The sequence below is a fragment of the Lysobacter sp. Root690 genome (assembly GCF_001427785.1).
Lineage (GTDB): Bacteria > Pseudomonadota > Gammaproteobacteria > Xanthomonadales > Xanthomonadaceae > Lysobacter.
Genome location: NZ_LMHM01000011.1, coordinates 285,259 through 299,085, shown reverse-complemented (window position 1 = coordinate 299,085; position 13,827 = coordinate 285,259). Strand labels below are relative to the sequence as shown.

Below are 13,827 nucleotides of genomic sequence, written 5' to 3'. Positions count from 1 at the left end.
CCCGGTGGCGCACGGCGTGCATCCTGCACGCCGCCCTTCGGGTGTGCTGGTGCTAACGCGAGTCACAAGCCTCGCAGCGCTGGGTGAGTTGCGCGACTTCAAGCTCGAGCCAAAGTCAAAGTCAAAGTCAAAGTCAGGTTCGAACGGCAAATGCCGCCGCTCGCAAAAAAACGGAGCCGCGAACGGCCCCGTTTCTTTGCGAATCTTCGCCAGCGAATCAATTCTAAATCGTACGACTCACATCGCGCTCTTAGGCGCCGCCTTGTCCGGCGAACCCGTCGCCGGCGGCAATGCGGTGTTCGGCGCCGCCGGCGCAGTCGCCGCGGCGGGCTTGGGCGCCGTCCACAGCTTGGCCTGCGCCGGCACGTTCATCATCTGGCCGTACACCAGCGGAATTGGCGGGCCACCGTAGCTCAGGAATTGATCGTGGAACGCCTTCCAGCCGGCGCGGCCGCCATGGCCCGCGGTCCAGTCCTCGCGCAACTGCATGATCATCAGCTTGCCCAGGGTGTAGTTCAGATACGCCGGATCGTACGTGCCGCGCGCGGCCTGCTGGCGGGCGTTGCCCGGGTCCTGGAAGGCCTTGTCCTTGAACATCTGCTCGGACTGCGCGACGGTCATGCCGCCGGTGTGCAGGCCGATCGCCGACAGATAACGCACGTTGCGCAGCAGCGCATTGGTCAGCTGGCCGATGTGGATTTCCGGACCGGCGCCGTCGAGACCGGCATCGAACATCATCTCTTCGGTGTAATGCGCCCAACCCTCGGCGTAGGCATAGCCGACGAACAACTGGGCGAACTTCCATTGCGAACGGTTGGCGTGCAGGAACTGCAGGAAATGCCCCGGCCAGACTTCATGCGCCGAGGTGAACAACAGATCTGCCTTGCCCGGCACGTAGGCGTCCTGCTCGGCCTTGGGCCACTTCGGATCGGGCGGGGCGATGTAGTAGACCGAGGGCAGGTTCTTCTCGTACGGCCCGGGGATTTCGATATAAGCGAAGTTGTTGCGGTTGAACGGCGGCGCTTCCTCGACCAACGCCTGCTCGGTGCCGGGGATCGACACCAGGTCCTTGTCGACGATGAACTGACGCAGCCCGGCCAGTTGTTGGCGCGCGCCTTCGACCGCGCCGCCCTTCGGCTTGTCGGCGTTGGCCTTTTCGATGCATTCGACGATCGGCCGGCCCTTGGCGTATTGGTCGCAGGCCGATTTCAACGCAGCGAGATTGCGTTCGAGGTCGGCTTCGCCGGCGGCCTTGAGCTGATCCAGCGGCAGATCCACGCCTTCGGTGGCCTTGAGCATCTTCGAGAATTTTTCCGCGCCCAGGGCGAAGTCCTGGGTCGCCTGCGGCTTCTGCGCGGCCAGGTAGTCGGCCAAGCCCTGCATGGCCTCGATCGCCTTGGCGTTGGATGCCTTGAATCGCGCCTGCAGCGCCTCGTCCTTGACCTCGGCGAAGGCCTTGGGCACATCGTTCTTGAAGAATTCGGCGAAGCCGCCGAACACCATCGTGCCCAGGTCGATGTAGCTCGCCGGCAGCGGGCCCTTGAGGTTGGCGCGGATCTGCTCGGCGGCCTTGGGCAGGTTGTCCTGATAACTCACGAACGCAGCCATGCGCTGCGGCAGCGGCGCGTACGGGCGGGTCAGGTACATGCTCGGCGACAGGTCGCCGGCGTAGAAACCGGGGTTCTTAGTTGCGAAGCCGGAGTCTTCGAGCCAGAACAACTGGCCGTCGATCACCGCGCGCACATAGTCGCGCTGATAGCGCTGCGGCGCCTGCAGGCGATCGTCGCCGAAGGCGTTGATCGCATCGCGCTGCTGGTGCAGCCACTGGATGTTGCGCTGCAGTCCTTCGGGCGAGTAATCGGGCAGGCGACCGTCGTATTCGTGCTTGCCGGCGTTGGCGCCGACGACCGGGAAGTGTTCGAAGAAGCCTTGCAGGAAGCCGTCGACGGCGGCGTCCCATTCGGCTCCGGCCGGTTGCGCGGCGGCGGCCGGCGTGGGGTCGGCGGACGCGGCGGGCGGTGCGGTTTCGGACTTGCAGCCGGCGGCGAGCGCGGCGACGACACAGGCGGACAACGACAGCAGACGCAGGCTACGCATTGCGTTTTCTCCGGGAAGCGGCGAGGGCGTGCATGGCCGCGACGACGAGACTGGGGCGGCCCGACCGACGATCCTGAGTCGGCTCGCGGCGGCTGACCAGTGCCTTTTGCCCTATGGCTCGCGGAGGCTTTGTCGCGCGCGGCCGGCCCGGGCGCGGCTGGGCCGCGAACCGTCGCACGCCGGGCCGATCAGCGCGACGCGGCCCGACACGATCGCGCGCGCCGATTGGTTGCTTCGATCGACACGGGATCCACGAACGAGTCCGCCGCCGAGGCGCCAATCAGCGCGCTGCGGCGTGTCCCGTCGCGATAACGGGCCAGCACGCGGATCAGGGGATCGTCCGCGGCCGAGGCGGCTTCGGCGATCCGGTACGCCTGTTCCAGCAGCGATTGCGCCTGGCTGCGATCGCAGATCTGCAACGCATGCAGGGCGCGGTAGGTCAGGGCCTGGGCGGCCACGGTCGCATGCGAGCGGCGATTGCGTTGCTGTCCCGCCTGCGGCACCGGCGTTTCGCCGCCGAGGTAGCCCAGCTCGGTCTGCACCAGTTGCGCCAACCCGCGATCGGCGCGCGAATAATCGCCGCGCCGAAACAGCAACACGTTGCGGAACAGGTCCCATTGCGCGGGTTGCGTGTCGCCCTTTGTGAAGTACAGGCGGGCATCCTCTCCGCTTTCCTCGATCAGGCGCGCCGCCTTGTCCAGTTGCGCCTCGCCGCCGTAGCGCAGCAAGGCGCGAATCAGATTGATCCGGTCGACCGGCGCGGGCAAGCCGATCTTGCGTTTGTCGGCGATGGTCTTTTCCAGGATCGCGATCCCTTCGGCGACATCGCCCGCGCCGCGATAAGCGTCGGGCTGTTGGAACAGATCCTTGCCCAGATTGCCTTTGGCGTTGAGCGCGAGCGGCCCGAGCGGGCCCTGGCTGCGTTCAAGAATGTCGACGCCTTCGCGAAGCAGGCGCACGTTGTCGCGCGGATCGCGCGCGATCGCCCAGGACGAGGCCGACAGCGCCCATCCGTAATCGAGGTGTTCACGGCCGTAAGCCGTCTCGATCGTGTCCAGCGCCTGCCTGACTTTCTGCGGCGAATCGGTGAGCGGATACTCGCTCAGCGCCAGCAGCAGTCGCGCGCGCGCGGTGACCGGATGAGTCGGACCCAGGCTGGCCTCGCGGCCGCGCACGAGTTCCTGCGCGAGCGCGTGTTCGCCCGGACTTCGGCGCACGTTATGAATCCAGACCAGCAACTCCAATGCATCGTCGGCGATGACCGTATTGATCGGACGCGCCAGCGCGATCGCTTCGCGCGCATCGGCCTCGGCCGGCTTGAACCGGTACAGACGGGTCAGGAATCCCGAGCGCAGGATCAGCACCTGGGCCAGCAACTCGGGCTTCGCCGGGCGCAGATCGCGCGCGCGGCGCAACAACTTGTCGGCGCTGTCCAGCGCGACCAAGGTATCGCCGAGGTTCCATTGCGCCTTGGCGAGTTCGGCGCCGAAGGTCACCCGCGCCAATTGCGCGGGGCGGTCCTCGCGCTCGCCCAGGCGTTCGATCTGTTCGCGCGCGCGTTGCTCGGCCTGTGCGTAGTGGTTCTGGGTGTTGAGCATCGCCACCCAGGTGGCGGCCACGAAACTGTATTCGTCCTCGGCCGAGCCCAGGACTCGCTGCGCCTGCGCAGCCAGACGCTCGGCGTTGCGGTAGTCGCCGATCATCGCGTAGCCGCGCGCCAGGGTCGCCAGACTGCGCGCGTGCAGGCCGGGTTGATCGTCCAGCGGCAGGCGTTGCAATTCGTGTTCGGTCTTTTCCAGCAGCGTGCGCGAGGAAAACCGCGAGCTGCCCAGCCCGGACAGGGTCGCGGTGCCGAGCGTGGTGGCGAACAGGTTGCTGACGGTATGGGTCGCCTGCGCTTCGCGCGCGCTGCGGCGTTGCTGCCACAGCGACACGCCCAGCGTCGCGCACAGGGCCAGCACCAACGCGGCGGCGAGCAGCGCCGCGGCCGGGCTGCGCCGATACCATTTGCGCGCGCGCGACAGCCAGTCGCCGGGGTTGACGCTGGTCGGGCGATGCTCGCGCCAGCGGCGCAGATCGTTGGCGAATTCGTTGACGCTGGGATAGCGGTCCTGCGGCCGCGTCGCCACGGTCTTGAGCGCGATCGCCGTCAGGTCGCCGCTGAGTTGCTTGCGCAGCGCGGCCGCGTCGACGGCGCCGCGCTGGCGGGCGATGAAGTCGGCGCTGTCGCCGCCCGCATCGCCGCCGCGATCGTCGAGCAATCGATCCATCGGCACCGGTTCGCCCGAGGCGGCGATCGGAATCAGATTGCGCAGGCTGTGCAATGGCGCCGGCCATTGCGCGCACAACAGGCGATAGGTCAGTACGCCCAGCGCGTACAGATCGGTGGCCGGGCCGTGCGCGCCGTATTCGCGCGCTTCCGGCGCGGCGTAGTCGGGGGTGATCGCGATCTGCTCGCGCGGCGCGGTCTCCTGCGCGGTGAAATAGGAGGAGATGCCGAAGTCGACCAGTTGCACGCGGCCGTCCTGGGTCACCAGCAGATTGGACGGCTTGATGTCGCGATGCACGATGCCTTGCGCATGCGCATAAGCCAGCGCTTCGCAGACCTGGATCAGCAGGCCGACTCGTTCGCGCACGCTGGCGCGGCGATGATCGCACCACGCATCCAGCGCGACGCCGTCGACGAAGCGCATGGCGAACCACGGCTGTCCGTCCTCGCCGACGCCGCCGTCGATCAGCGCGGCGATGCCGGCATGATCCAGCCGCGCGAGCAGATTGCGTTCGTCGCGGAACGCGGCCTGCAACTGCGGCGTGGCCAGTTCGGTGCGGATGCATTTGAGCGCGACGCGCTGTTGGTATTCGCCGTCGTCGCGATGCGCTTCGTAAACCGTGCCCATGCCGCCATGGCCGATCACCCGGTCGATCCGCCACGGGCCCAGGCGGGTGCCGAGGCGGACATCGGCGCGCTCGTCCTGCTCGGTTTCGGATTCATCGGCGTCGCCGCGTTTGCCGGCCAGGACCTGCGCCGGTGAGCGATCCAGCAAGTGCTCGGCGTCGTGTTCTGCGTCGGCGTCGAGTAAGGCGCTCAGCGCGGCATGCAGTTCCGGCTCGCGCGCGGCCAACGCGGCCAGGGCGCGCTTGCGCTCGGCCGCGGGCAGGTCGGCGTAATCGTCGAACAGGGCCAGCGCGCGTGCGACCGGATCGTTCATGCGTGTTCCCGCCGCGGCGCGCGCGACCAGACTGATGCGAGCGCTACGATCGGCATGCCCGCGCCTGTCGGTTGATGCGTTCGAGTTCGTCCGGCGGCATCAGCCAGCCGTCCGCGGTCGCGATCATGCGTCGGTGCCTGCGCAGACTGTCCAGGGAATTCGTTACCGCTTGGGTGATCGGATTGTCCGCGCCGAAGACGCGCAGGTCGAAGCTTTCGGCCTGGCGCAGAAATGCCAGGGCCTGGGCCCGGTCGCATCGCTGATGGGCATACAAGGCCCTGAACACCAGCGATTGACTGAGCAGACCGCTGCGCTTGATCCCTTCGCTGTCCAGGTCGGCATTCGCTTCGCGCATGAAAGCGTCGGCGTCCTCGATGCGGCGGGCGAAATTACGATCAGCCTGTTCCTGCTGACCCTGTCGGTACAGCAGCCAATCGGAGATGTATTCCAGATTGGTTACCTCGCCATCGCCGGGGCGATAATAACGCAGGGCTTCGCGCCGGTTTTCGTCCAACAGCGCCCGCGCCCTGGGCAATTGCCCGGGGTCGCCATACATCAGCAGACTGACGATCACCATCGTACGCACGTTTACCGGCGGGACACCGGCCCGGCTCATTTCGTTCATCACGTACTGCAGCAGCTCCATGCCTTCGGCCAGATCGTGCGGGGTGCGCAGCGCATCGGGCAGGCCGATCAGATCCTTGCCGAGGTTGTACTGCGCCGCCAGGGTCACTTCGGTGCGTGGCCCCGTGGTCCGTTGCAGTGTGTCCACCGCCTGGCGCAGCAGGGCGATTTTTTCGCGCGGGTCGGGGGCGACGGCCCATGCGCCGGCGCTCAGTGCCATGGCATAGGTCGGGTTGTCGCCGCCGTAGCTGGCCTTCAGTACGGCCAGGGCCTTGGCCACATCGTCGTTGGAACTATTCGGATAACGGGCCAGTGCCAGACGCAGCTTGGCCTGCGCGGTTTTCGGGTGCGATTCGCCCAGCGTGTCGCTGCGGTTGCGCACCAGTTCCTCGGCCAGCGGCAAGGACTGCGTTGAGCCACGCCTGGCCACCAGATTGATCAGTCTGTCGAGCCCGTCGTCGGCCAAGATCGGATTGGACGCACGCGCCAGTTCGATCGCCTTGCGCATGTCGGCCTCGGCCTGCTCGGGCCGCAGCAGTCGACTGAAGAAGCCGGCCCGCAACATCAGCGCCTGCGCGATCACTTCCTGGTTTCCCGGTCCCAGCGTGCCGGTCTGCTCGACCAGCGCATTCGCGGTGCGTGTCGCTTCCTCGGTGCGGCCCATGCCCCACTTGGCCCTGGCCAGTTCGGTGGTGTAGGCGATGCGGGTCAGTCGGGTCTGTTCGTCGTCGCGGTCGCCGAGCGCGTCGAGTTGTTTCGCGGCCAACGCCGCGGCTTCGCGATAACGATTGTTCAAGTTGAGGATCGACACCCGCGCGCTGGTCACGAACGCATCGCTTTCGCTGGCGCGGTCGAGCACGTTCTGGGCCTCGTCGGTCAGGCGGTTGGCATGGGTGTAGTCGCCAGTGAGGGCATAGCTGCGCGCCAGCGTCGCCAGGCCGCGCGCCAGCAATCGGGGCTGGTCGCGCAGCGGCAGCTCGCGCAGTTCGCGCTCGGTCTTTTCCAGCAGCGCTTTCGACGAAAACGTGGTGGTGCTCAGTCCGGACAAAGTGGCGGTGCCCAGGGTGGAGGCGAACAATTGGCTGACGGTCGCGGTGGCCGCCGCTTCGCGCTGGGCGCGCCGTTGCTGCCACAGCGTCAGGCTCAGGCCGAGAGCCACGACCAGCAACAGGCCCGCGCCGATCGCCACCGCGCCGGGATTGCGACGTTGCCACTTGCGCGCGCGCGACCAGCGGCTGCCGAGGTTGGCGCTGACCGACCGGTGTTCGCACCAACGCTGCAGATCGTCGGCGAATTCGCTGACGCTGGCGTATCGATCCTGCGGCCGCGTCGCCACCGCCTTGAGCGCGATCGCCGACAGGTCGCCGCTCAGCTGTTTGCGCAACGCGGTTGCGTCGGCGGCGCCGCGCTGGCGGGCGATGAAGTCGGCGTTGTCGTTGGCCGCATCGCCGCCGCGGTCCTCGAGCAGCCGATCCATCGGCACCGGTTCGCCCGAGGCGGCGATCGGAATCAGATTGCGCAGGCTGTGCAGCGGCGCCGGCCATTGCGCGCACAGCAAGCGATAGGTCAGCACGCCCAGCGCGTACAAGTCGGTGGCCGGGCCGTGCGCGCCGTATTCGCGCGCTTCCGGCGCGGCGTAGTCGGGGGTGATCGCGATCTGTTCGCGCGGGGTGACGCCCTGCGCGGCGAAATGCGAGGAGATGCCGAAATCGACCAGATGCACGCGGCCGTCGTCGCTTACCTGCAGATTGGACGGCTTGATGTCGCGATGCACGATGCCTTGCGCATGCGCGTAAGCCAGCGCTTCGCAGACCTGGATCAACAGGCCGACACGTTCGCGCACGCTCGCGCGGCGATGGTCGCACCACGCATCCAGCGCGACGCCGTCGACGAAGCGCATGGCGAACCACGGCTGTCCGTCCTCGCCGACGCCGCCGTCGACCAGCGCGGCGATGCCGGCATGATCCAGGCGCGCGAGCAGATTGCGTTCGTCGCGGAACGCGGCCTGCAGCTGCGGCGTGGCCAGTTCGGTGCGGATGCATTTGAGCGCGACGCGCTGTTGGTATTCGCCATCATCGCGATGCGCTTCGTAGACCGTGCCCATGCCGCCATGGCCGATCACCCGGTCGATCCGCCACGGTCCCAGCCGGCTGCCGATGCGGGCGTCGGCGCGTTCGTCCTGCGCGGCTGCGGTCTGCGCGGTGTCGCGGTGCTTGTCGGCCAACAGGTCGGCCGGCGAACGATCGAGCAGGTGATCGTCGTCGTGCGCGTCGGCGTCGAGCAAGGCGCGCAAGGCCTCGTGCAGCGCCGGCTCGCGCGCGGCGAGCTCGGCCAATTTGCGTTCGCGTTCGCTCGCCGGCAGCTCGACGTAGTCGTCGAACAAGCACATTGCACGCGCAGCCAGATCGTTCATGAGGCGCCGCGATGGCTGGGCCGAAAGATCAGGGCGAGGGCGGACCCGGCTCAGGCCCGGCGATGCCCGGCGCGTGGCGCAGGTGCGCGGCCAGGAAAGCGCGCGCCTTGCGCCAGTCGCGACGGATGGTGCGGTCGGTCAGGCCGAGCACTTCGCCGATCTCGATGTCGCTCATGCCGGCGAAGTAACGCATTTCGACCAGTTGGATCAGCCGCGGTTCGACCGCGCCGAGCGCATTGAGCGCGTGGTCGATCGAGATCAGTTGTTCCAGGTCCGGGTCGTAGCTCGGTTCGGCGTGCTCGGCGCCGTAGCTTTCCTCGAGCTTGAGCTGGTTGAGCCGGCGCGCTTCGTCGATCAGCGCGTAACGCATCGCCCGCGACAACACCGCGAGCAGATGCTGGCGGTTGTTCAAACTGAGCTTGTCCTGATTCAGACGCAGCCAGGTGCGATTGATCAGCGAGGTCGGCGAGCGCTTGCCGCGCCCCCAACGGCGACGGATCTGCAAGGACGCGGCGTCGTGGAGTTCCTTGTAGAGCAACGCGTAGACTTTGTCCCAGGCGCCGGCCTGTCCGCCTTGCGCGGCAACGATCAATTCTGTGACCGAGTCCAGGGTGTACTGGCCGAATTCAAACTCCGCCGGACCGAGGGTCGGGCCGGGGGCGGGAGACTCGAGGCGGGAACTGTCGTGAGTCATGTCCGGGAGGCAGCGGTCTCTACGATATAAACAGATTAAGCCTTTGATACGTTAAACGGTACAGCTTGTCGAATGGTGTGAGTGCCCTGGACGGTGGTGCTATTCACGTTGCGCAGAGTATTTGCGTACAGATAGCGGGTTTTTCGCGCATTCGTTCCCTCACGCTGTCTCACCGGGCACACTCTGTACGTCGCAACGCCGTTCGGCACCGGGCGCCGCGGGGCTGTGATTCAAGCGTTCGGCTGCCTTCGATCCAGATGAATGCGTCAACCGCGCAGACGCGCATCGATCGCCAGCCGCAGCCGCGCGATTTCGGCCCGCGCGGTGCGCGCCGCGACCGCCGCCTCGGCCGCATCGCAGGCGCGAAAGCGCAGGCCGGCGTTCGGCCTGGCCTGCGCCAGTCGCGGCAGGTCCGCCGCGATCACATGGCCCAATCGCGGATAGCCGCCGACGGTCTGCGCGTCGGCCAGCAGCACGATCGGTTGGCCGTCGGGCGGCAGCTGGATCGTGCCGGGCGCGACCGGTTCGGACAGGCCACTGCCGGCCGCATCGGTCAGCGCCGCGCCCGACAACCGCAGGCCCTGGCGATTGCTCGCGGCATGCACGCGCCAGACCTGTTCGCCGAATTGCCGCGCGGCCTCGCGCACCGTCGGCGCCTGGTTGGCGCGGTAACGGATCGGTGCCTGCGGCTCGTGTTCGCAATACGGATCGATCCACCAACCCGGCACCCGCGGCGTCGTCGCGTCGATGCGCGTGTGCGAACCTAGCGGCAGTCGATCGCCGGCGCGCAGGGCGCGGCCGTCGAGTCCGCCGAAGCCGCCGCGCAAATCGGTGGCGCGGCTGCCGAGCACGCGCGGCAGATCGAAGCCGCCATGCACCGCGAGCCAGGCGTACACGCCCTCGCGCATGCCGCCCAGGCGCAACTCGCCGGCCGGCAGGTCGATCGGCCGCGCCTGCGGCAGGGCGTCGCCTTCGAAGCGCACATCGCAGGCCGCGCCCATCACCGCGATGCGCAGCGGCCGCGGCAGGCGCAGGCTCGGGCCTTGCAGGGTGAATTCCAGCACCGCGGCATCGACCTGGTTGCCGACCAGGGCGTTGGCGAGCGCGGCGCAGCCCGGGTCGAGCGCGCCGCCACGGGCGATGCCGAGGTGGCGCCAACCGTCGCGGCCGAGGTCCTGCACGTGGCTCAGCGGGCCGGGTGCGATCACTTCGATGTAACTCGCGCTCATGCGCTCGCCTGCAAACGCGCGAACTGCGCCGCATCGATCGCGAGGAAGCGCACGCGGTCGCCGGGCAGCAACAGGCTCGGCTGCGCGCGCGACGGATCGAACAAGGTCAGCGGCGTGCGTCCGAGCAATCGCCAGCCGCCCGGGCCGGGGCGCGGATAGATGCCGGTCTGGGCGCCGCCGATGGCGACGCTGCCGGCCGCCACTTGCGTGCGTGGCGTGGCCAGGCGTGGCAAGGCCAAGTCGGGATCCAGGCCGGACAGATACGGAAAGCCCGGCGCGAATCCGATCATCGAGACGGTGTAGACCGCATCGCTGTGGCGCTGGATCAGCGCCGATGGCGACAGACCGAGTTCGGCCGCGCCGGTTTCCAGGTCGGGACCGAATTCGCCGCCGTAGGTGACTGGAATTTCGACCGTGCGCGACTCGGGCGATTCGAGAGGATCGGCGACTTCAGGCGTCTGCGCCCACCGCGCCTGCAACCAGTCGCGCACCGCATCGGCATCGATCGCGCGACTGTCGAAGAACACCGCCAGGCTCGCGTACGCGGGTACCAGATCGCGCAGCCACGCCGGCGCCTGCGCGCGCAGACGCGCGGCCAGCGCATGGATGCGCGCGTTGAGCGCGTCGTCGATGACCTCGCCCAGACGCAGCAGCCAGGCATCGTCGGACAGCGCTTCGAACTCGATCGCCGCGTCCGGCGCGGCGGATTGCGCGCTTAAGTTCACGCGTTGAGCGCGTCCTGCAGGCGACGGATGCGTTGCACCAGCGCATCGGGCGAATATGGCTGCGCGCTCGCCATGCCCCAGACCGGGCGCGGCCAGGCGATGTCCTCGCGATAGCGCGCGATCACATGCACATGCAACTGCGGTACCAGATTGCCAAGCGCGGCGACATTGAGCTTGTGCGGCGCGAAGCCGGTCTGCAGCGCGCGACTGACGCGGGCGATTTCGCGGGTCAGGGTGAGTTGCTGATCCTCGTCGAGATCGATCAGCTCGACCGCGCCGTCGACCCGCGGCACCAAAATCAGCCACGGATGGTTGGCATCGTCCATCAGCCGCAGTTCGCTGAGTTCGAATTGCGCCAGCGGATGGGTGTCGTCGGCGAGTTGCGGGTGCAGGTGCCAGGGGTTCATTTGAGCGCGTCCGCGAGAAAGGCGAGGGTGCGGGTCCAGGCCAGCGCGGCGCTGTCGGGCTCGTAGGCGCCGCCGACCTCGCGATTGAAGCCGTGGCTGGCTTCGTAGACATGGATCGGCGCGAGCGGCAGCGCCTGGCGATGCTGTTCGATCGCTTCGGGCGGGATGCTGCCGTCGTGGCGGCCGAAGTGGAACAGGATCGGCGCGCGCACCGGCGCGCGGAGGGGCTCGTCGAGAAACCGCAGCGTTTGCGCGCCGTAGTAGCTCACCGCCGGCAGGTCGAGCCGGGTATTGGCCAGGAACGCCAGCGATCCGCCCCAACAGAAGCCGACCGCGGCGGTGCGCAATCCTTCGCTTTGCAGCCGATGCGCCGCGGCGCCGACGATCTCGGTCGCGCGATCGAAGCCGACCTGATCGCGCAATTCGCGGCCGCGCGCATAGGCCGATTGTTCGTAGTCCAACTCCACGCCCGCTTCGACCGGATCGAACAGGGCAGGGGCCAGCGCGACGTAACCGGCCTGGGCGAAGCGCTCGGCGACATCGCGGATATGCGCGTTGACGCCGAAGATCTCCTGAATGACCACCACGCCGCCCAGCGGCACTCCGGTCGGGTCGGCGCGCCAGGCCTGGACGGGGCCGGCGGGGGTGTCGAGATCGATCCAGTGAGCCATCGGCTACTCCTCATGTGCGAAAAACCCGCGGCATTCACCCGCAAGGCAGGGTCAGTTTAGCCCCGGAGGCTATAATTCGCGCCCCCGGCCGCTTCGCCGGTCGCCGGCTCGCGTTTCGCGCCCGGATTCCCTTGTTCAGGTCTCTTCCCGCATGTCTTCCGCCAGCAGCGTCTCGCCAGCCAATCCCAAAGTCGGTTTCGTCAGCCTCGGTTGCCCGAAGGCCCTGGTCGATTCCGAGCGCATCCTCACCCAGTTGCGTGTCGAGGGCTACGACATCGTCCAGACCTACGACGATGCCGACGTGGTGGTGGTCAACACCTGCGGCTTCATCGATTCGGCGGTGACCGAATCGCTGGACGCGATCGGCGAGGCGATCGCCGAGAACGGCAAGGTCATCGTCACCGGTTGTCTGGGCAAGCGCTCGGAACTGATCCGCGAAGCGCACCCGGGCGTGCTGTCGATCAGCGGCCCGCAGGACTACGGCAGCGTGATGAGCGCGGTGCATGCGGTGTTGCCGCCCAAGCACGACCCGTTCATCGACCTGGTGCCGCGGCGTCTGGCCGACAACGATATCGGGATCAAGCTCACCCCGAAGCACTATGCGTATCTGAAGATTTCCGAAGGCTGTAACCACCGCTGCAGCTTCTGCATCATTCCGTCGATGCGCGGCGATCTGGTGTCGCGCCCGGTCGACCAAGTGTTGCGCGAAGCCGAAAAGCTCGCGATGGGCGGGGTCAAGGAACTGCTGGTGATCTCGCAGGACACCTCGGCCTACGGTGTCGACGTGAAGTACGCGCAGCACGAATGGCGCGGCAAGCCGTACCAGACCCGGATGAAGGCGTTGTGCGAAGGCTTGAGCGAACTGGGCATCTGGACGCGCCTGCATTACGTGTATCCGTACCCGCATGTCGACGACATCATTCCGTTGATGGCGCAGGGCAAGCTGCTGCCGTACCTGGACATCCCGTTCCAGCACGCCAGCCCGCGCGTGCTCAAGCTGATGAAGCGTCCCGGCGCGGTCGACAAGACCCTGGAACGCATCCAGCGCTGGCGCTCGATCGCCCCGGACATCGCGATCCGCAGCACCTTCATCGTCGGTTTCCCGGGTGAGACCGAGGACGAGTTCGAAGAGCTGCTGGATTTCCTCGACGAAGCCCAACTCGACCGAGTCGGCGCGTTCGCCTATTCGCCGGTCGACGGCGCCAAGGCCAACGATCTGCCCGATCCGATCGACGAGGACGTCAAGCAGGAGCGTCTGGCTCGTTTCATGGAGCGTCAGGCCGAGATCTCGGCGAACAAGCTCGAAGCCAAGATCGGCAGCGTGCAGCGTTGCATCGTCGACGCGCTCGACGGCGACCTGGCGATCGCGCGTTCGATGGCCGACGCGCCGGAGATCGACGGCCTGGTGCAGATCCAGAACGGCCTGGAAGCGCAGTTGCGGGTGGGGCAGTTCGTTGATGTCGAGATCATGGGCAGCGATGAGCATGATCTGTTTGGTGAGGCGGTGTTGGAGGATTGAGTCGGGGTAGGGCGATGTCGTAACGCCGCATGATGCCGGCCCGGTCGCATCAAAGGTGCGTGTACCGGCTGTTGGAGCGCCGCAAGTCGGGACCGCGGCATCTCGATTGCGTCGAGGCTTGCGCAATCGGTGCGAATTCGCGGCCGCAGCTTACGCAGCTCCTACAGAGGCTTCGGGATGGTACGGCGGTGGGGGCGAGGCGTGATCGCGTCATTGCGGCCGCGTCGAAATTTTTGCTA

9 protein-coding genes are annotated in these 13,827 nt (G+C 67.4%); 1 reads left to right on the top strand and 8 read right to left on the bottom strand.

What is annotated here, in order from left to right:
- Positions 1 to 237: 237 nt before the first annotated feature.
- From ASD86_RS06510 to ASD86_RS06475, 8 genes are all read right to left on the bottom strand, one after another.
- Positions 238 to 2,097, bottom strand: coding sequence for a DUF885 domain-containing protein (locus tag ASD86_RS06510; RefSeq protein WP_056108439.1), 1,860 nt, complete (start codon positions 2,095 to 2,097; stop codon positions 238 to 240).
- Positions 2,098 to 2,285: 188 nt separating this feature from the next.
- Positions 2,286 to 5,306, bottom strand: coding sequence for a serine/threonine-protein kinase (locus ASD86_RS06505; RefSeq protein ID WP_056108435.1), 3,021 nt, complete (start codon positions 5,304 to 5,306; stop codon positions 2,286 to 2,288).
- Between the two features lie 43 nt (positions 5,307 to 5,349).
- Positions 5,350 to 8,343: a serine/threonine-protein kinase gene (locus ASD86_RS06500; protein WP_082578115.1), complete on the bottom strand. Its 2,994-nt coding sequence runs from the start codon at positions 8,341 to 8,343 to the stop codon at positions 5,350 to 5,352.
- Positions 8,344 to 8,371: 28 nt separating this feature from the next.
- On the bottom strand, positions 8,372 to 9,037 hold the full coding sequence (locus ASD86_RS06495; RefSeq protein WP_056108428.1) for an ECF-type sigma factor: 666 nt from the start codon (positions 9,035 to 9,037) through the stop codon (positions 8,372 to 8,374).
- A gap of 266 nt (positions 9,038 to 9,303) precedes the next feature.
- Positions 9,304 to 10,266, bottom strand: coding sequence for a biotin-dependent carboxyltransferase family protein (locus tag ASD86_RS06490; protein ID WP_056108425.1), 963 nt, complete (start codon positions 10,264 to 10,266; stop codon positions 9,304 to 9,306).
- On the bottom strand, positions 10,263 to 10,991 hold the full coding sequence (gene pxpB, locus ASD86_RS06485) for a 5-oxoprolinase subunit PxpB (protein ID WP_200957212.1): 729 nt from the start codon (positions 10,989 to 10,991) through the stop codon (positions 10,263 to 10,265). Before pxpB ends, ASD86_RS06490 begins: the two co-directional genes overlap by 4 nt.
- Complete coding sequence (locus ASD86_RS06480; RefSeq protein WP_056108422.1) at positions 10,988 to 11,398, bottom strand: HIT family protein; 411 nt, start codon at positions 11,396 to 11,398, stop codon at positions 10,988 to 10,990. Before ASD86_RS06480 ends, pxpB begins: the two co-directional genes overlap by 4 nt.
- Positions 11,395 to 12,069, bottom strand: a complete 675-nt coding sequence (locus ASD86_RS06475; RefSeq protein ID WP_056108419.1) for a dienelactone hydrolase family protein — start codon at positions 12,067 to 12,069, stop codon at positions 11,395 to 11,397. Before ASD86_RS06475 ends, ASD86_RS06480 begins: the two co-directional genes overlap by 4 nt.
- Positions 12,070 to 12,220: 151 nt before the next feature.
- On the opposite strand from ASD86_RS06475, the gene rimO reads away from it, so the two are divergent.
- The gene (gene rimO, locus ASD86_RS06470) at positions 12,221 to 13,588 is read left to right on the top strand and encodes a 30S ribosomal protein S12 methylthiotransferase RimO (RefSeq protein WP_056108416.1); all 1,368 of its coding nucleotides are present in this window, start codon (positions 12,221 to 12,223) and stop codon (positions 13,586 to 13,588) included.
- Positions 13,589 to 13,827: the final 239 nt, after the last annotated feature.